The 16,515-nt window shown below is 45.2% G+C and carries 17 protein-coding genes and 1 pseudogene; 9 read left to right on the top strand and 9 right to left on the bottom strand.

What is annotated here, in order from left to right; translation table 11 throughout:
* Positions 1 to 105: 105 nt before the first annotated feature.
* The 6 genes from O9334_RS02825 to O9334_RS02800 form a co-directional block, all read right to left on the bottom strand.
* Positions 106 to 333, bottom strand: coding sequence for a type II toxin-antitoxin system HicA family toxin (locus O9334_RS02825; protein WP_016514648.1), 228 nt, complete (start codon positions 331 to 333; stop codon positions 106 to 108).
* Complete coding sequence (locus O9334_RS02820; protein ID WP_002734849.1) at positions 326 to 535, bottom strand: type II toxin-antitoxin system HicB family antitoxin; 210 nt, start codon at positions 533 to 535, stop codon at positions 326 to 328. Before O9334_RS02820 ends, O9334_RS02825 begins: the two co-directional genes overlap by 8 nt.
* 424 nt (positions 536 to 959) lie before the next feature.
* Positions 960 to 1,622, bottom strand: coding sequence for a hypothetical protein (locus tag O9334_RS02815; protein ID WP_045357062.1), 663 nt, complete (start codon positions 1,620 to 1,622; stop codon positions 960 to 962).
* Positions 1,623 to 2,059: 437 nt separating this feature from the next.
* Entirely contained in the window at positions 2,060 to 2,434 is a 375-nt protein-coding gene (locus O9334_RS02810) for a type II toxin-antitoxin system PemK/MazF family toxin (protein WP_016515140.1), read from the bottom strand.
* Positions 2,427 to 2,651 (bottom strand): type II toxin-antitoxin system MazE family antitoxin, encoded by a 225-nt coding sequence (gene mazE / locus O9334_RS02805; protein WP_004158853.1) that lies wholly within the window; start codon positions 2,649 to 2,651, stop codon positions 2,427 to 2,429. Before mazE ends, O9334_RS02810 begins: the two co-directional genes overlap by 8 nt.
* A 428-nt stretch (positions 2,652 to 3,079) precedes the next feature.
* On the bottom strand, positions 3,080 to 3,925 hold the full coding sequence (locus O9334_RS02800) for a competence protein CoiA (RefSeq protein ID WP_123231138.1): 846 nt from the start codon (positions 3,923 to 3,925) through the stop codon (positions 3,080 to 3,082).
* Positions 3,926 to 4,510: 585 nt separating this feature from the next.
* On the opposite strand from O9334_RS02800, the gene O9334_RS02795 reads away from it, so the two are divergent.
* From O9334_RS02795 to O9334_RS02785, 3 genes are all read left to right on the top strand, one after another.
* Positions 4,511 to 6,976 carry an ATP-dependent Clp protease ATP-binding subunit gene (locus O9334_RS02795; RefSeq protein WP_002732350.1) on the top strand — a complete coding sequence of 822 codons (2,466 nt, stop codon included), beginning with the start codon at positions 4,511 to 4,513 and terminating at the stop codon, positions 6,974 to 6,976.
* Positions 6,977 to 7,052: 76 nt separating this feature from the next.
* Entirely contained in the window at positions 7,053 to 7,319 is a 267-nt protein-coding gene (locus O9334_RS02790; RefSeq protein WP_287999212.1) for a hypothetical protein, read from the top strand.
* A gap of 64 nt (positions 7,320 to 7,383) precedes the next feature.
* Positions 7,384 to 7,536 (top strand): hypothetical protein, encoded by a 153-nt coding sequence (locus tag O9334_RS02785; protein WP_193745592.1) that lies wholly within the window; start codon positions 7,384 to 7,386, stop codon positions 7,534 to 7,536.
* On the opposite strand, the gene O9334_RS02780 is transcribed toward O9334_RS02785, so the two are convergent.
* Complete coding sequence (locus tag O9334_RS02780; RefSeq protein ID WP_002733331.1) at positions 7,533 to 7,745, bottom strand: Hfq-related RNA-binding protein; 213 nt, start codon at positions 7,743 to 7,745, stop codon at positions 7,533 to 7,535. The two genes, O9334_RS02785 and O9334_RS02780, sit on opposite strands and share 4 nt — an antisense overlap.
* A 61-nt stretch (positions 7,746 to 7,806) precedes the next feature.
* Here O9334_RS02780 and dapF point away from each other — a divergent pair, with 61 nt between their 5' ends.
* Positions 7,807 to 8,652 carry a diaminopimelate epimerase gene (gene dapF, locus O9334_RS02775; protein ID WP_287999206.1) on the top strand — a complete coding sequence of 282 codons (846 nt, stop codon included), beginning with the start codon at positions 7,807 to 7,809 and terminating at the stop codon, positions 8,650 to 8,652.
* 58 nt (positions 8,653 to 8,710) lie between these two features.
* Here the strand turns inward: dapF and O9334_RS02770 are convergent, their stop codons facing one another.
* The gene (locus tag O9334_RS02770; RefSeq protein ID WP_002756687.1) at positions 8,711 to 8,923 is read right to left on the bottom strand and encodes a CAB/ELIP/HLIP family chlorophyll-binding protein; all 213 of its coding nucleotides are present in this window, start codon (positions 8,921 to 8,923) and stop codon (positions 8,711 to 8,713) included.
* A 1,185-nt stretch (positions 8,924 to 10,108) separates the two neighbouring features.
* Here O9334_RS02770 and O9334_RS02765 point away from each other — a divergent pair.
* The 3 genes from O9334_RS02765 to hisB all read left to right on the top strand — a co-directional run bounded on the left by O9334_RS02765 (position 10,109) and on the right by hisB (position 13,316).
* The gene (locus O9334_RS02765) at positions 10,109 to 10,792 is read left to right on the top strand and encodes a hypothetical protein (RefSeq protein WP_045357079.1); all 684 of its coding nucleotides are present in this window, start codon (positions 10,109 to 10,111) and stop codon (positions 10,790 to 10,792) included.
* 165 nt (positions 10,793 to 10,957) lie between these two features.
* On the top strand, positions 10,958 to 12,472 hold the full coding sequence (locus O9334_RS02760) for an energy transducer TonB (protein WP_287999202.1): 1,515 nt from the start codon (positions 10,958 to 10,960) through the stop codon (positions 12,470 to 12,472).
* Between the two features lie 214 nt (positions 12,473 to 12,686).
* Positions 12,687 to 13,316, top strand: a complete 630-nt coding sequence (gene hisB, locus O9334_RS02755) for an imidazoleglycerol-phosphate dehydratase HisB (protein WP_287999199.1) — start codon at positions 12,687 to 12,689, stop codon at positions 13,314 to 13,316.
* A gap of 30 nt (positions 13,317 to 13,346) precedes the next feature.
* Here hisB and thrC read toward each other — a convergent pair whose 3' ends face one another.
* Complete coding sequence (thrC, locus tag O9334_RS02750) at positions 13,347 to 14,456, bottom strand: threonine synthase (protein ID WP_008203543.1); 1,110 nt, start codon at positions 14,454 to 14,456, stop codon at positions 13,347 to 13,349.
* 340 nt (positions 14,457 to 14,796) lie between these two features.
* Between thrC and tnpB the strand changes: the two genes are divergently transcribed.
* Positions 14,797 to 15,993, top strand: coding sequence for an IS200/IS605 family element RNA-guided endonuclease TnpB (gene tnpB / locus O9334_RS02745; protein ID WP_045357087.1), 1,197 nt, complete (start codon positions 14,797 to 14,799; stop codon positions 15,991 to 15,993).
* 188 nt (positions 15,994 to 16,181) lie between these two features.
* Positions 16,182 to 16,515 (top strand): annotated as a pseudogene (locus tag O9334_RS02740) (hypothetical protein); the annotation flags it as partial.

Here is a 16,515-nt window from a genome sequence, read left to right as displayed (position 1 = left end):
ATAAAATTTGACAAAAAAAGAAAAGTGTGCTATGTGGACAAAGGGGGTTCTCTGGGGGGACTAAATATTTTGGGGATCACGTCGAGTGCAGTGATTTGTCAGACTTTACAGATTTTCAATGAACTCTTCAACTGTGACTTGGGCTTGTTTCAGAATTCCACTTAATGTACCAACCTTCAATTCCCGATGTAAAGGGACAACACAACCAATTTTGCCCTCTTCGGTTTCTTTCTTCATCACAACATGGCTACCTGTTTGACGAACTTGCTCGAAGCCTAAGCGTTCAAGAGATCTAATTGCCTCCCCACTAGAGATTCGTGGCAGCTTAGGCATAACTAACCTCAATACTGGTCACAAATCTAGGGGATGTTTCTGGTAAGGTAAATTCCTCTAGGTAAAGCCGTGTGGCTTCTTTCAATCCAGCAATCGCCTGCTCAATTGTTTCTCCTTGATCTACTGTGCCAACTTCTGGACATTCAGCAATGTACATATTATCTTCTTTGTACAAAATAACAGTAAAGATGCGATTTTTCATGGTGTTTTATCATCTCAGGCTTACTCTGAAAATCATAACATAACTGTTTCCTAATCGTTTGGTTAGAAAATAGTTATGTTTCCCGATCATTGACCCAACTCAAGCTTTTTGAAAAACTCTATAAGATATTAAGTTATTAGTACTTAATCTAATATTGTCCCACCTTCCTAGAATTGAGTGAGAAGATTGTGCAAAAACAGGCGTAGAGTCGATATAGAGAATGGAAAATATTAAAGCAAAATAAAGTTTTTCTATCTTGAACTTTAACTTTGATGGTCTAATTAACATCTTTTATCCTCAATTTGTCCGAAAATTCTGTCTAACGGCATGCGGATCACCGGACGGTAGTAATGTTTGTATCAATAACAACAGAGTAACGATCCGTTCCGAGTGCAGCCGCTTGTTAGGTTGGTTAGGTTGAATTTCACTGATCAATATTTTGTTGATTTTTCTCTCGCTCGATTACTTTATAAATGTCAGGTGAAAAGCGTAGAGCATCGTTCTGTTTTTGGCGTTCTCGCGCGAAACGTTGCCTAGACTTTAAGGTTTCCCTCAATAGATACTTAACCCACTTATCTACATCTGCTCCAAACTGATACTCATCTAATAAAGCTTCTTCTGAGAAGCCAAGAAAAATTTGAATCAGATCAGAAGCAGTAAGCTCCAGATAACGATTGGAGTGATTTGGCTCTTCAGGCCAGTGGGGTAAGGTATCATCTCCAAAACTCATATCTTTTGCTAGCTCAATAAGATCATAATAATCTGTATACCAGATATTTTCATGATCCATATCAGGAAATATTCTAGCCTTGATTGCAAGATAGTTAATCGCCTTTAACAGGCTATCTTTTACTCTTTCTTGTTCTGATGGAGAATAATGTTCTTCAATTGCTGCCCGGAATAGTTGCCCTAATTCTTTACCTCTTTGAAAAGTTGTCTTTTTGTCTCTGTCAATTTCACTTTTTGTAAGTCTTTCCCCCTTTCCATACTCTGTCTTAGGCAACTGATCGTGCTTTCGACGAGACTCATCTAATTGAGGATTATGGGTATTGGAAGTGAATCTTTGAAATAGCTCAAATAATGACATAGCAATCAAGTCTCAGCTTACATGGATGGTACTTACATACATATATTACTAGAACAATAATAAAACTATCGTTGTTCTCAGATGATGTTGCTGCCTAACTACATATTATAGGTCAACTTTCTGCACAATACTCTCCAGAGTAACGATATGGGTCAACTTTCGGCATATTACCCCTTCTTACAACATATATACTCATTTGTCAATAGTTAGCAATATTTAATCTGCTTATACTTCGAGTTTTGACCTGAAAATGGGCGATCAATAGAGCAGCAATTATTGTAGTTGGGTTGACCCAAGTAAACCCAACAAAGAGTAACCTTTGGGGTGGTTGGGTTGCGCTTTTTCAAGCGAATTGAGCTATTTTCGCCCCAGTATTGTTTCGCCCAACCCAACCCACGAGGCGATGCGTACTGCTACGCAGTGCCTTCGGCATCGCACTATGAAGGCTTAAAAGCTAAACTGAAACCGAGTTGAATACAGACTGCTTTCTCTATTTCTTGCCAATAAACGTCTTCTAAAACACCCTGTTTATTCTTAATTCTTTGAGAATCTACAGCCCTCATTTGACTTAAGTTGATGTGTCGATCTCCGTCTAGTCCATTCTGCACTGTCGGGGTAATATTGACAACAAAAGGATAAGTCCTTTTCCCAGGCAACAATGGAGCAACTATTGTCGTTGTTCCATTTTGATTGCCAATATCGTTTTGTAAAATCAGGCAAGGGCGTTCTTTATCGGTTTCATAACCAACAACGGGTTTCAGATCGACCCACCATATCTCTCCTCGCTTATAGGTTAGTCTTCCATTAGGCATTTAGACCATCGCCCACTGCAATATCCCAGACAGAAATTTCTGCTTGCATCTCTGGATCATTGGCCTGATCTTTATAAGCATCTTCTAGCTCTTTCATAAAAACCCTTTTCTTCTCTTGCCAGAGAACATCATTGATAAAGCGGCTACGATTGCTTGCTAGTCGATCTACAAAGTCCAAAACTTCGTCGTCTAAGGTGATGCTAACTTTCTTACTCATTGCCCTAAACTGCCCACGACAGCCCAGTAGGATTAGAGCATCATACTAACTAATCCTACATTAATTGTCAATGCCTGCCTCTGATCTGTAAGTAGATTGAATGTCTAACGGTTGAACTCACCCGCCGTCACTAACTTTGGATGATAGCAGTAGTTTAGCAATTATTTTAGGTTGGGTTGACCCAAGGAAACCCAACAAAGAGTAACCTTTGGGGGGGTTGGGTTGCGCTTTTTCAAGCGAATTGAGCTATTTTCGCTCCAGTATTGTTTCGCTCAATCCAACCCCCGCGGCTTAGACTCACAGTTTCAATCAATGTGCATGGTGCGTTCCCCAAAATCGATCGCTGGATCGGTAGGACTTGCATTAGGGAACGCACCCTACAAGATTGCGATCACTGACGTTGCTGCCCGCTCGCGTGCAACGTTTTGTTAGGGCACGTTCTCTGGAAGCGGGTAGAAGCGAGTTGCGATGTCATGAGCTTGAGTTTCGACCATCGCGTCATGCACGAATTTGCGTTTTGACACATAGCGGATGCACTCCAATTCGGAGTCGTCGTATATCTCAAGCTTCACAAGGCGATCGTCACCAAAGTCAATGTACACCGGACACTTTGCATCCAACCAAGTCGTCCGAGGTCGCACCCAATAGTACTGATGGTATCCATTATACGATTTGTCAACCTCGTCTTGGATCTCATAGATGCTATGTATCCTACCGGAGCAAACTTCTGCCTTAGTAATATTAGGGTTTTCTTCACGGGCTTCTGATAGGCGAAAGAACAAACCCGCACCCGCGTTAGCCCCGATCATGTGCCGCTGTACTTTGCCCCACACTAAGTCGCGGGCTAGTTCCGATTTCGGATCGGGAAGGCCATGATATATGTCGAAGTTCTTGCGGAAGCCCGAACCGTCAATCACCCAGACGAGGTTTTCGTAGAATTCTTCGCGAGATTGGCGTTCGGCATCGGTCATGGACGAATGCTGTACCTCGATGACGATTCCAGTAACGGTTTTTATGTCCGCCCTGTGGATCTCCCCGTCATCGGCGGTATGCGATACTTCGCGACATTCAATAGGAAATAGGTTCTTCCATTCGCGGTGCCATGGCGTTTCATTCTCCCACCAAGGGTCGCAATCCTTCGGACGATGGTGCGCCCAATGGTGCATGACTCTCGGCCCGCACTTGGCGACCATTTCGGAACCGCAGATTGGACATGACCCGCGGCCACCGGGGAAAGCCTCGACGCGGTCATTGTTGACGAGAGCGAATTGCATTGAACGATTGCCTCCTTGCGTGCCCTAACTACATACTATACGAAGGCGTTGTCAGATCAGAATATGAAAGATGCAATGCAATCCTTGCTATCAAAGTAATTTCAGTTCCCAGCTGATTCGGATCATCTTTCAATTTGACAACGCCATACGAAAACTTTCTGCACAACACTGTCCAGAGCAAAGATATGGGTCAACTTTCTGTATATCACCCGTCCTCGTACAACATATATACTAATTTGTCAATAGGTAGTAATATTTAATCTGCTTATACTTCGAGTTTTGACCTGAAAATGGGCGATCGATAGTCAAGCGATCGAGAGATGGGGATGACCACGAGCCTGGGGGATTATGCAACGGTGAACAACTTATCCGCAGGTTTCCGGGGGGACAAAACCATAATCCGGGAGATTCCGGGCATCTCCGCAAGTCAGCTAAGAGCCATTGACCCCAGAAAAAATCTTCAGAGCTACAACCACTATAACTAATAGCCGCTCCCCAATAACTGATCACTGAAAGACGGCTAAACTAAAAAGCCGTGCTAAAATCAGCATATCTAGGGTCGCTTGTGTAGGTGATGGATAGGCTATGTTTGAAAGATTTACGGAAAAAGCCATTAAAGTAATCATGCTCGCCCAAGAAGAAGCCCGCCGCCTTGGCCATAACTTCGTGGGAACAGAGCAGATTTTACTAGGACTAATTGGAGAGGGAACGGGAGTTGCCGCCAAAGTCCTCAAGTCCATGGGTGTCAATCTCAAAGATGCGCGCGTGGAGGTGGAGAAAATCATCGGTCGCGGTTCCGGATTCGTAGCCGTGGAAATTCCCTTCACCCCCAGAGCCAAACGAGTTTTAGAACTCTCCCTCGAAGAAGCCCGTCAACTGGGCCATAACTATATTGGCACAGAACACCTCCTTTTAGGACTAATTCGCGAAGGGGAAGGTGTGGCCGCTAGGGTTCTGGAAAATCTCGGCGTGGATCTCTCGAAAGTTCGCACCCAAGTGATCAGAATGTTAGGGGAAACCGCCGAAGTGGCCGCTGGTTCATCTTCCCAAGGTCGCACTAAAACCCCCACTCTTGATGAATTTGGTTCCAATCTCACCCAAATGGCCAGCGAGGGTAAACTCGATCCCGTAGTCGGCCGACAAAAAGAAATCGAGCGCGTTATCCAAATTCTCGGTCGTCGTACCAAAAATAACCCAGTCCTAATCGGGGAACCGGGGGTAGGTAAGACAGCGATCGCAGAAGGATTGGCCCAACGCATCGCTAACAAGGATATTCCCGACATTCTCGAAGAAAAACGGGTTGTCACCCTCGATATCGGCTTGTTAGTGGCGGGAACCAAATATCGCGGCGAATTTGAGGAACGCCTCAAAAAAATCATGGACGAAATTCGCCAAGCGGGTAACGTCGTCCTTGTTATCGATGAAGTTCATACTCTCATCGGTGCCGGGGCAGCCGAAGGGGCGATCGATGCAGCCAATATTCTCAAACCAGCTTTAGCCCGGGGAGAACTGCAATGTATCGGGGCGACGACCTTGGATGAGTATCGCAAACATATCGAACGGGATGCGGCTCTAGAAAGACGTTTTCAACCGGTTATGGTCGGTGAACCCTCCGTAGAAGAAACGATCGAAATTCTCTACGGTCTCCGGGAACGCTACGAACAGCACCATAAATTAAAAATCTTAGATGAGGCCCTGGAAGCGGCGGCGAAATTGTCCGATCGCTACATTAGCGATCGCTTCTTACCGGACAAGGCGATCGATTTAATCGATGAGGCTGGTTCGAGAGTGCGCTTGATTAATTCCCAATTGCCACCGGCAGCCAAGGAATTAGACAAGGAACTGCGGCAAATTCTCAAACAAAAAGATGACGCGGTGCGCGGTCAAGACTTCGAGAAAGCCGGGGAATTGCGCGATCGGGAAATGGAAATCAAAACCCAGATCCGGAATCTCGCTTCTACCAAAAAAGGCGAAGATGGCAACGATGAACCCTTTGTGGATGCCGAGGAAATCGCTCACATCGTCGCTTCTTGGACTGGGGTTCCCGTCAATAAACTGACCGAAACCGAATCCGAGAAACTGCTGCACATGGAAGATACCCTACATCAGCGTCTCATCGGTCAAGAGGACGCGGTTAAAGCGGTGTCCCGCGCCATTCGTCGCGCTCGCGTCGGTCTGAAAAATCCCAACCGTCCCATTGCTTCCTTTATCTTCTCCGGTCCAACGGGGGTAGGTAAAACCGAGTTAACTAAAGCTCTGGCCGCTTATTTCTTTGGTTCGGAAGATGCGATGATCCGTCTCGATATGTCGGAATACATGGAACGGCACACGGTTTCTAAGTTAATCGGTTCACCTCCGGGTTATGTTGGTTACAACGAAGGGGGACAATTAACGGAAGCGGTGCGTCGTCGTCCTTATACGGTGGTGCTATTCGACGAAATCGAAAAAGCTCACCCCGATGTCTTCAATATGCTTCTGCAAATCCTTGAAGATGGACGTTTGACCGATGCCAAAGGTCGCACGGTGGACTTTAAAAATACCCTGTTGATCATGACCTCGAACATCGGTTCTAAAGTCATCGAGAAGGGTGGCGGTGGTTTAGGTTTCGAGTTTGCCGATAATCAAGCCGAGGCCCAGTATAATCGCATTCGATCGCTGGTTAATGAGGAATTAAAACAGTATTTCCGTCCGGAATTCCTCAACCGTCTCGATGAGATTATTGTCTTCCGTCAACTCAATAAGGAAGAAGTCAAGGAAATCGCCGAAATCCTGCTCAAGGATGTGTTTAAACGTCTGACAGAACAAAATATTACTTTGTCTGTCACCGATAAGTTTAAAGAACGCTTGATCGAGGAAGGTTATAATCCGGCCTACGGCGCTCGTCCCTTACGTCGTGCGATTATGCGTCTGTTGGAAGATGTTCTGGCTGAGGAAATTCTCTCCGGACGGGTTTCCGATGGGGATACGGCCATGGTCGATATCGATGAGGAGGGTAAGGTGAAAGTTATTTCGGGGGAAAGACGCGAGTTAATCGCTCCCGTGATTGAATAACTTCTAACTGGAATTAGTTAAATAAAGGGTGGGCTTTTTGCTCACCTTTTCTCGTAAAAATAGGGGAAAAAGTGCGATGAAAGTTTGGGTTGTGGGTTGTGTTTTGTTATTTTTGTTGGTGGAATTTTATCAGTGGGCGAAGGGGTTTATTTTACCGTTACCTCTCTATATTTTTGCTGGAGCTTTGCTATCGATCGCTTCTAATTATTCTCAAGATATGAGCAATTTATTTGCTAGAAATGAACAGGTTTATCAAACTGCCAGTTTAAGTAATATTCCTGACATTTTGACGGCAGAAAACTCGATACCTGTGCTAAAAGAAGGAGAAAATAAGCTTGAATAGCTATAATAATCGTCTATTGATGGCTATTTTCTAGTATAAAAGCTTAAAATAAACATGAAGTACAATGTTATCGATATCTAATGAGAATAAACCGCAACAAAAAACTCTGCACCCATCCGCAAAAGAAACAGAAAGAGTGCAAAAATTAAGACAGGAATATTGGGATAAAAGTCTAGATGTAGATAATGAATTTTTGATGGGTTCGATTTCCCCCTAGGCTTTAGGTCTTAAATAAACTAGAGACTGTTGCCAAATTAAAGTGGGTTTATCGTAGTGATCAACTAGGTATAGACAGTTAGCATCTTGCCAAAGGATGCGACCAACGAGCAGATCATCGGTGCTTAACTTAATTTCTACTTCCCGTTTCTCTTGAATATAGCTCTGTACTTGTTTAATACTCGGCAGACCAGGATCAAATTGAGACATAATGAGTTTATCGATGAGGTGTTCATCCTCTATTATTCCTGTTGAGCAGCTTTTATTGACCATGAAAATCCCCTTCACCAAATATCAAGGCCTGGGCAATGATTTTATTTTGATAGATAACCGTCACAGTCCCGAACCCCTGATCACAGCGGAAATAGCCGTGGCTATGTGCGATCGACATTTTGGCATCGGCGCCGATGGCGTGATTTTTGCGCTTCCCGGCCAAGCAGCAACCGACTATACCATGAGAATTTTCAACTCTGATGGTTCGGAACCGGAAATGTGTGGTAACGGTATTCGCTGTCTAGCCCAATTTATCGCCCGTTTAGAGGCTAACAACACCATTGGCCGCACCTATCGCATTCATACTCTAGCAGGAACGATCATTCCCCGTTTAGAAGCCAATGAACAGGTAACGGTTGATATGGGACCGCCGCAACTTTTAGGCAGTGAAATCCCCACCACTTTAGTCAAGGGGTCAGAAAAAGTCCTCGCGGTTCCCCTAGAGGTGGAGGGCAAAGATTGGTTAGTTACTTGCGTTAGTATGGGTAATCCCCACTGTGTCACTTTTGTGGATGATCTGGCCTCTATTCCCCTAGAAACTATCGGGCCAAAATTTGAGCATCACCCGGTTTTTCCCCAACGGACTAATGTGGAGTTTGTGGAAGTAGTCGCGCCGGATTATATGAAGATGCGTGTCTGGGAAAGAGGAGCGGGAATTACTCTCGCTTGTGGTACTGGTGCTTGTGCTGTGGTAGTGGCGGCCGTGTTAACGGCTAAATGCGATCGCCGTTGTACCGTGGAACTCCCCGGTGGTTGTCTTCAGATTCACTGGTCGGACACCGATAACCGGGTTTACATGACAGGTCCTGCTAAAGCTGTTTTTGAGGGCATTTACCCGGTCTAAACCAACCCGCTAGGACGGGGACTGAACTCCCCGAACAGCGCGACGGGATTGTTAATTCTTAGAGACTGGTAATCCAAGCAATGATTCCTTTACCAGTTAACAATTCAATGGCTAAAAGAGAGACAAAGCCAATCATGGCTAGTCTGCCATTCAATTTTTCAGCGTTTTTGGTAAAACCGAGACTGCTAGAACTATCAACGTACATTTTTGGTTCAACAGCAAAATTATTCAGTCTTCCTTGTTCTTCGGTGGTGTAGCCGCGGGCAGTCATGGGGAGGCTCCTTTTGTATGCTTATGTTAAGAAGTGTAACACATTGTTAAGTTATGTTGCGAGTTTTAACAAAAAATTTCTGGAGACTCAGAAAACCTCGATCGGGTGGTCATACTAAATCCTGTTTAAAAGGTATAGGAGAGTGGGGAGTGGGGTGTGGGGTGTGGGGAGAAGGGAGTACCGGAGCTGCGGAGTGGGGAGCAGGGAGAAACAATTCATAACTTGAGAGTTAATCACACTATTAAAAACGGATTTGGGGTCAGTCAACGGCAAGGTTCTAGGCTGTCAGGGTAGTGCTATAGTTCTATCTCCTCTGGGGTTTATTGAGGAAATTTTGCTTTTTTCTTGACAAATTACCCAAGTTGTGGTAAAAAAGATGTGTGAACTTGATCGCCTGATCAAGGGAAAGACAAAAACTATCTTAAGGTCGCCAGAGGAGTCCCGTTAAACCGTACAGGAGTTAGCGGGGGATAAATTGCCACCAAAAGGGAACCCGATTTTAGGGAGTCAGCTTATCCTGCGTGGAGATACTGGAAAGGGTAAGTGTGGGGGGAACAGGGAAAAACCACTAGGAAAAACCTGAATAGAATCTTAATATATAGAGTGCCTAGTAGCCATAACGATTGCGCTCACTATCTTTTTGACAATCCCCGAAGCGCTCATGCGAGGGATTCTCGAAGCTCATCACTGCGCTTTCTGGTTTCCCCTACTCACGTCTTACACGATTATGTCCTATCCGAACCTACTAGAATATCACTTGTTATCTAGTTGTCCACTTGTGGATAGCTCTCCAAGCGTTTTGGTCTTTCAACCAAGATTCGGGTATGCCCTACCCTATCTGCCTTACGGCCAAATGTTTTTAGTTTATTTCAGTCTTGGAAAAGACTTACTCCCCTGTTTTAAGAGTTTTCGGGTGGCTCTTGTCTTCTTTTTTCTCCTCAAAAGTGCCGTACTATTGCAACGGGATTTTCACCTCGGTGAGCGGCATTTCAACCTGTTGACTCTTAGATTTTAACACAACTGTTTAGAGTTGTGCTTCGTGTCACTGAGCCTTGACATTGAGCTTGTCGAAATGTGTCGAAGTGTGGACACTGAGCCTGTCGAAGTGCTGTTCTATATTGGCGGAACCTTTCATCTCCGAGGTAAAACCGAGGGTTCCTTCAAGCCGACATTAAAGTAAATTCTATGGCAGAGATTAACCCAGAGATCAACCTGATGCAGATAGCGACTATACTCAACCAATATCGATTTGAAATGAGAGGATATAAAGCGCAAGAATTAATCGAGTGCTGGTTGCCCACCTATTCGCTAAATTGGATTCGCATGGCGATTTTAGAGGCACTCTATCAGGGACGTTACAAAGTCATTTCGGTGGAGGAAATCCTCAAAATTTGGCACCGTCGCGGCCATCCTACCTTTCATTTTACGGGGGAATTCGAGCGCTTGGTTTGTAAAAACTTGCTAGATTCCCAGTTAAATGGCAAAAAAACGGTAGTTATCCCTAAACAGGAAAAGGTCAATATACTTTCTACCACCCTTGAGCAGCCTTATCCAGAGCCAGCAGCGGGAAAAACCGATAGTAATGGCACAGTAGCCACGAGTAAAGACTCTTTACTAAACTTAGAAACTTCTCTTTTTGATGATCCTCGTAAAGGGATGAGTAATGTGGAGCAATTATTGTCACAGTTAACCACGGAAACGCCCAAATTCCCTGAATTAGAATCAGTGCCTAAATCGCCTAAGGGTACTGGAACTGGGGAGAATTTTCCAGCTAATTTTAAACCGGCAATCGATGAGTTTACCCCTTTGTTAGACCCTTCGGAATTATATCCCAAATTAAAAGCTGTGGCTCGATCGCAGTATAAGTAGGGAAGGAGACTCCGAGACGGTCGACAGGAGACAGGAGACAAATTCACCATACTTCTGCCTATTGCCTATTGCCTATGAATTTCCCGCCCTCAAGAAAAAAAATCGCCCTGACGATTAGAATAGAGTTAACTTTCCCCCTCCAGGCTCTGCTCAATTAACTAGATTATGACATCCTCCTATTTTGGTCTAGAAACCGAAGAAAATAAACTAATTAACTCTAATAATCTCTCGTTCGCCGCTTCTCTTGGTATTCATGGCCTGCTTTTGGCGATTATCTTACCTAATTTCCTCAATAATCCAGTGCAGGAGTCAAAAAAGGATTTACGCAACGTCAATCTGATTGAATTGAACCCTCTAGAGCAGTCACGTCTTCCCAGTCTTGACTCCTCCCTGTCCAGCTTACCGGAACTGCCTAACCCCAATTTGTCTTCTTCCTCTTTGCCTCCTCTCCCCCCCATGGATGGCATCCATAACAGCACCTTACCTCCTTTACCCTCGGTTTCTTCCCTTCCCCCCTTACCTTCCTTACCTGCTTTACCTCCCCTCTCCTCTTTACCCTCCGTCAATATCTATTCTCCTCCCGTGGCATCTATTCCCTCTCTGGGTAGATTACCGATTCCTCGCAATTTTCCCACTTCTACCCCCAGTTTACCTAGTCCTCCTTCTGTTCCCACGCTGCTGGACAATAATAATCTGCCTAGGGAGACTAATAACAACCGGATACCGCCTGACTTCGATCCCTACCAAGATAATCTAACTTTAGATAGATTGCGAAAATCCCCTCTTAGTGCATCGCAACAGGCACAGGAACAATTAAACAATTCCTTGGCCCGCACGCCGGAGCCGAATGGTCAATCGCCCATTGATGAACAGCGTCGTCAACAATTAATGTGGGAAATGCAGGAACGTTTGCGCTCCCTGGAGGCGGATAAAAGTAATACCAGTAACGAGGATGCCATGAGAAATCAGGTGGATTGGCTGGCCAGAGTCCAAAAAACTAATCCTAACGCCTTAAATGAACTAAATCAGCCCAATCAGGGCAGCAGAGGCATAACTACCGTCAATTTGACCGGTAATTATCCCGCTACGGCTTGTTCCCGTCAATTAGCGGGGACGGCGGTTTATGGGGTGACGGTGGATGGTCAAGGCCGCCTCAGCAGTGAACCCCAGTTAATTAAAAGTGCTGGCTTCCCGATTTTCAATCAACAGGGGGCTAGGGAAGTGCGCTTAACTCGTTTTAATAATCCCAGTGGTGAGTCGAGAATCTATCAGGTGCGAGTCAGTTTTGCCCCTAACCCGGAAGTGTGCCGAGGTGCGATCGCTAATCCCCCAAAACCAGAGGGTAGTAACCTCAATACTCGTAACTCCCCCCCCGTAACGCCGGCAATTGAAACCCCGCTTCGTCCTAATCAACCGCCGCAACCGGCCGTTAGCCCCCAACCGGATAACGTCAAGCCGCCCGAAACCACAGGTCCAAATCCGGCCCCAACCCAGTCAGAACCGCCCAAAGAAGCGATAATCGAAGAAAAAGCCCCAGAAACTCCTCCCCAAACCCCCGCTCTCAATCAGCCGGAGGGTTCCCCCACTAGTCCCCCCACTAGCCAAAATCCTCAACCCCTGAGCGAGGAAGTGTTGCCCCCCGGTCCGCCAGCGGAAGCTAAAACTGAACCAGAAAGTTAGGCCTTTTCAGTGATCAGTTATCAGTGATCAGTTATCAGTGATCAGATATGAGTTTTAAGTTCACTGATTACTGAAAAAAACTCCCATCTCCCTAGTCAATAATTCGATCCCCCCTGCCCCCCTTGATAAGGGGGGTGCCGATCCCCCCTTAATCCCCCCTTAATAAGGGGGGCATCTGATAATTTTTAACGGCTACCTACTTATTTTTACTTAAATGATTTCCACTTCCCAGATCCCCGATTCTTTTGTCTCACCTTGCCGTCGCGCCTCGGTTAGTCGTACTACCAAAGAAACCGATGTAGAGGTGACGCTCGATCTTGATGGTAGCGGCAATTGTCGCGCCCAGACAGGAATTCCCTTTCTTGATCATATGTTGCAGCAAATCGCCTCCCACGCTGCGATCGATCTCGATGTGCGTGCCACCGGAGATATAGAAATTGATGACCATCACACCAATGAAGACGTGGGAATCACCCTCGGACAAGCTTTACTGCAAGCTTTAGGCGACAAAAAAGGCATCGTCCGTTTCGGGCATTTTGTCGCCCCTCTCGATGAAGCTTTAGTGCAAGTTGCCCTCGATTTTTCCGGTCGTCCCCACCTCAGTTATGGTCTAGAAATTCCTACCCAAAGAGTGGGAACCTACGATACTCAGCTAGTGCGGGAATTTTTTGTTGCTTTGGTCAATCACAGTCAAATGACCCTACATATTCGTCAATTAGACGGGATTAATTCCCATCATATTATTGAGGCTACTTTTAAAGCTTTTGCCCGGGCGATGAGTATGGCCATAGCGATCGATCCCCGTCGCGCCGGTATAATTCCCAGTTCTAAGGGAGTTTTATAGAAGCACTGCTTAACCCGAATTAACGTTAGCTTAAAAGCCCATAATTTGAGCCACTTGGGTTAATTCGGGAGCAATCCCGGATTTTAGTTGGTTATTGCTGTATTTTACCGCCGAATCTGGGTCTTTTAGTCCATTTCCCGTTAAAACACACACTACGGTGGCCCCATCGGGAACCTGTTGATGCACTTTTAATAATCCTGCCACAGAAGCGGCGCTGGCCGGTTCACAGAAAACCCCCTCTTGGCCTCCTAAAATCCGATAGGCTGCCAATATTTCCTCATCGCTGACCGCGTGAAATTGCCCTTGACTAGCGTGACTAGCGGCCCAAGCTTTTTCCCAGTTAGCGGGGTTGCCGATACGGATAGCCGTGGCTAGGGTTTCGGGATGGTCAACCGGTTGTTTAGAGATAAAAGGGGCAGCCCCGGCGGCCTGAAAACCCATCATCTTCGGCAGTCGGTCACATTTGCCTATCTGGTGATACTGACAGAATCCCATCCAATAGGCGCTAATATTGCCCGCGTTACCGACGGGAATACATAACCAGTCGGGGGCATTACCCAAGACATCGACAATCTCGAAAGCGGCGGTTTTTTGACCCTCTAAACGGTAGGGATTGACGGAATTGACTAAAGTTACGGGATAATTTTCTGATAGTTGGCGGACAATCTTGAGGGCATCATCGAAGTTGCCATTAATAGCGATGACTTCCGCTCCGTACAATAAAGCTTGGGCTAATTTTCCTAAGGCCACATAACCGTCGGGGATAATCACAAAGGCCCGCATCCCCGCACGTCTTGCATAGGCTGCCGCCGCCGCCGAGGTGTTCCCAGTACTGGCACAAATCACCGCTTTTGCCCCTTCTTCTTTAGCTTTCGAGATGGCCATGGTCATGCCCCGGTCTTTAAAGCTGCCGGTGGGATTTAAGCCATCATATTTGACAAAAACCTTGACATCGCGCCCGATTTGTGCTGAGAGATAGGGGGCGGGGATCAGGGGTGTATTGCCTTCTAGGAGGGTAATTACAGGGGTTTTACTGCTTACGGGCAGAAATTGGCGATATTCTTCGATCAAACCGCGCCAGCCGCCGATAGACGAGGATTTAGTGGGTGATTGGGGGATCGATCGAGAAATAATTGTCATAGCCTTAAGGATACAGATTTGATTAGATGGCCTAATTTCCTATTTTATCGAATAAGCAGTCCAAAAAATTAATCTCGATCGCCCGATTGGGATTCATGGGGTTTAAAACAGGGATGCGGGAAGATAAAAGGCAGTAACAGCCAATAAATTACCTTTTTGGTCAAAAAATAGCTATTGTATCGCTATAAATCTGATTTTTTGCCCTTTTTGTCTTTCAGAAGTTGATTTAACTTAGTGTCAGCAGAAGTCCCTCGCTTTTAGCGATGGGATGAATGCTGACCAGCATATAGACAATTCTATAAAGTTGTGTTATCATAAATATAGATTCTTGATAACAGCCATGTACAAAGCATATAAATTCACAATAAAACCCAATACCGAGCAAGAAATAGCCTTAGCTAAAGGCTTCGGCTGTTGTCGCTGGTTTTGGAACTATTCCTTGAATTTATGCCAAGAAACCTATAAAACCACAGGAAAAGGGCTAACACGAAACTATATTCAGGGACTATTGCCTAGTCTCAAAAAAGAATATGAGTGGTTGACAGATGCTTATTCTCAGTGCTTACAGGTTGTTGCTTTGAACTTATCGCAAGCTTATCAAAATTTCTTTGAAAAACGGGCTAGATTACCAAGATTCAAGTCCAAACATGGTAGGCAATCAATTAGCTATCCAGCTAATGTCAAGTTTGAAGGTGACTACCTCAAATTACCGGGTAAAGTTGGATTAGTTTATTGTGTGCGTCATCGGGAATTTGAAGGAACAATTAAAACCGTTACTATCTCAAAAACTCCAGACGGTAAATACTACGCTTCTATTTTAGTTGATGACGAATTGGAGTTGCCTGAGACATCAAAGGATGGCAAAGGCATAGGAATTGATTTAGGACTTACTCATTTTGCCATTACCAGCAATGGTAGTAAGTATGAGAATCCTAGACATTTAGCTAAACATCAACGTAATTTAAAGCGTAAACAACAAAAGTTATCCCGTAAAAAGAAGGGAAGTAACAACCGTCAAAAAGCTAGACGTAAAGTAGCTAAAGTTCACTCTAAAATCTCAAGATGTCGTGAGGATTTTCTCCACAAGCTATCCCGTAAGATAGTTAACGAAAACCAAGTTATTGCGGTAGAAAATCTCAATGTTAAAGGCATGGTACGCAATCATAATTTAGCTAAGGCTATTAGTGATTGTGGTTGGGGAATGTTTTGTACAATGCTTAAATACAAGGCAGAATGGGAAGGAAAAACTTATATCGAAGTTGATAGGTTTTTCCCTAGTTCTAAAACTTGTAATGTCTGTCTAAATCAAGTAGCGAGTTTACCACTTGATGTTAGAACATGGACTTGTGAGCATTGCAAAACAACCCATGATCGTGATATAAATGCGGCGATAAACATCAAAAATGAAGCCTTACGGATACTTGTACTGAGCAAAGCCGAAGTATTGTCGTTAGGAACTAGCGATACTGCCTATAGAGGGGATGTAAGACCAAAAGTTGGGCGTAAGTCCGTCTTGAGGCAATCCCCCGTGAAATAGGAAGCTCTCAACTCTGTTGAGAGTAGTTCACTTAGCTGGTTATAATTAAATTGAAGATGGCTCCCCCCTTAATCCCTTGATAAGGGGGGTTTGATCCCCCCTGCCCCCCTTGATAAGGGGGGTGTTTGACAGTTAACACCTACCTACTTAATAAACCATCACCGGGTAAATAGCCAGAGATAAAAATTATGAAGGAAAGCACCGTCCCCACCATTAATCTCGCCCCTAAACTCAGACGCGATTTATCTTTATGGAATCCCTTTGATTATCTTTTGCTGTTGTACTGGGTGTTTTATTTTCCCCAAGCAGTGCGCTGGTATGTGGAAACGAGAGGCGGCGGCGATAACCATCCCGTACAATTGCGTCTAGGGATTCAGGGTCTTCTCTTAACTGTAATTACCCCTCTGATTATCTGTAGCATAGCAGCAAATTTAGGACTTTCTGTTAATTGGGTGGGCGTGGTGTTGGGCGTGGCGTCGGGCGTGGCGTTCGGCGTGGTGTTGGGCGTGGAGTGGGGCGTGG

The sequence above is a fragment of the Microcystis sp. LE19-8.1F genome (assembly GCF_027531715.1).
Classification (GTDB): Bacteria; Cyanobacteriota; Cyanobacteriia; order Cyanobacteriales; family Microcystaceae; genus Microcystis; species Microcystis wesenbergii_A.
Note: the sequence above shows the minus strand (reverse complement) of the source record. Positions and strands in the feature narration are given on the sequence as shown.

Coding starts and splice junctions, on each gene's coding strand:
- O9334_RS02825 (WP_016514648.1), bottom strand. CDS start 333: ATGCCTAAGCTGCCACGAATCTCTAGTGGGGAGGCAATTAGATCTCTT.
- O9334_RS02820 (WP_002734849.1), bottom strand. CDS start 535: ATGAAAAATCGCATCTTTACTGTTATTTTGTACAAAGAAGATAATATG.
- O9334_RS02815 (WP_045357062.1), bottom strand. CDS start 1,622: ATGTCATTATTTGAGCTATTTCAAAGATTCACTTCCAATACCCATAAT.
- O9334_RS02810 (WP_016515140.1), bottom strand. CDS start 2,434: ATGCCTAATGGAAGACTAACCTATAAGCGAGGAGAGATATGGTGGGTC.
- mazE (WP_004158853.1), bottom strand. CDS start 2,651: ATGAGTAAGAAAGTTAGCATCACCTTAGACGACGAAGTTTTGGACTTT.
- O9334_RS02800 (WP_123231138.1), bottom strand. CDS start 3,925: ATGCAATTCGCTCTCGTCAACAATGACCGCGTCGAGGCTTTCCCCGGT.
- O9334_RS02795 (WP_002732350.1), top strand. CDS start 4,511: ATGTTTGAAAGATTTACGGAAAAAGCCATTAAAGTAATCATGCTCGCC.
- O9334_RS02790 (WP_287999212.1), top strand. CDS start 7,053: ATGAAAGTTTGGGTTGTGGGTTGTGTTTTGTTATTTTTGTTGGTGGAA.
- O9334_RS02785 (WP_193745592.1), top strand. CDS start 7,384: ATGTTATCGATATCTAATGAGAATAAACCGCAACAAAAAACTCTGCAC.
- O9334_RS02780 (WP_002733331.1), bottom strand. CDS start 7,745: ATGTCTCAATTTGATCCTGGTCTGCCGAGTATTAAACAAGTACAGAGC.
- dapF (WP_287999206.1), top strand. CDS start 7,807: ATGAAAATCCCCTTCACCAAATATCAAGGCCTGGGCAATGATTTTATT.
- O9334_RS02770 (WP_002756687.1), bottom strand. CDS start 8,923: ATGACTGCCCGCGGCTACACCACCGAAGAACAAGGAAGACTGAATAAT.
- O9334_RS02765 (WP_045357079.1), top strand. CDS start 10,109: ATGGCAGAGATTAACCCAGAGATCAACCTGATGCAGATAGCGACTATA.
- O9334_RS02760 (WP_287999202.1), top strand. CDS start 10,958: ATGACATCCTCCTATTTTGGTCTAGAAACCGAAGAAAATAAACTAATT.
- hisB (WP_287999199.1), top strand. CDS start 12,687: ATGATTTCCACTTCCCAGATCCCCGATTCTTTTGTCTCACCTTGCCGT.
- thrC (WP_008203543.1), bottom strand. CDS start 14,456: ATGACAATTATTTCTCGATCGATCCCCCAATCACCCACTAAATCCTCG.
- tnpB (WP_045357087.1), top strand. CDS start 14,797: ATGTACAAAGCATATAAATTCACAATAAAACCCAATACCGAGCAAGAA.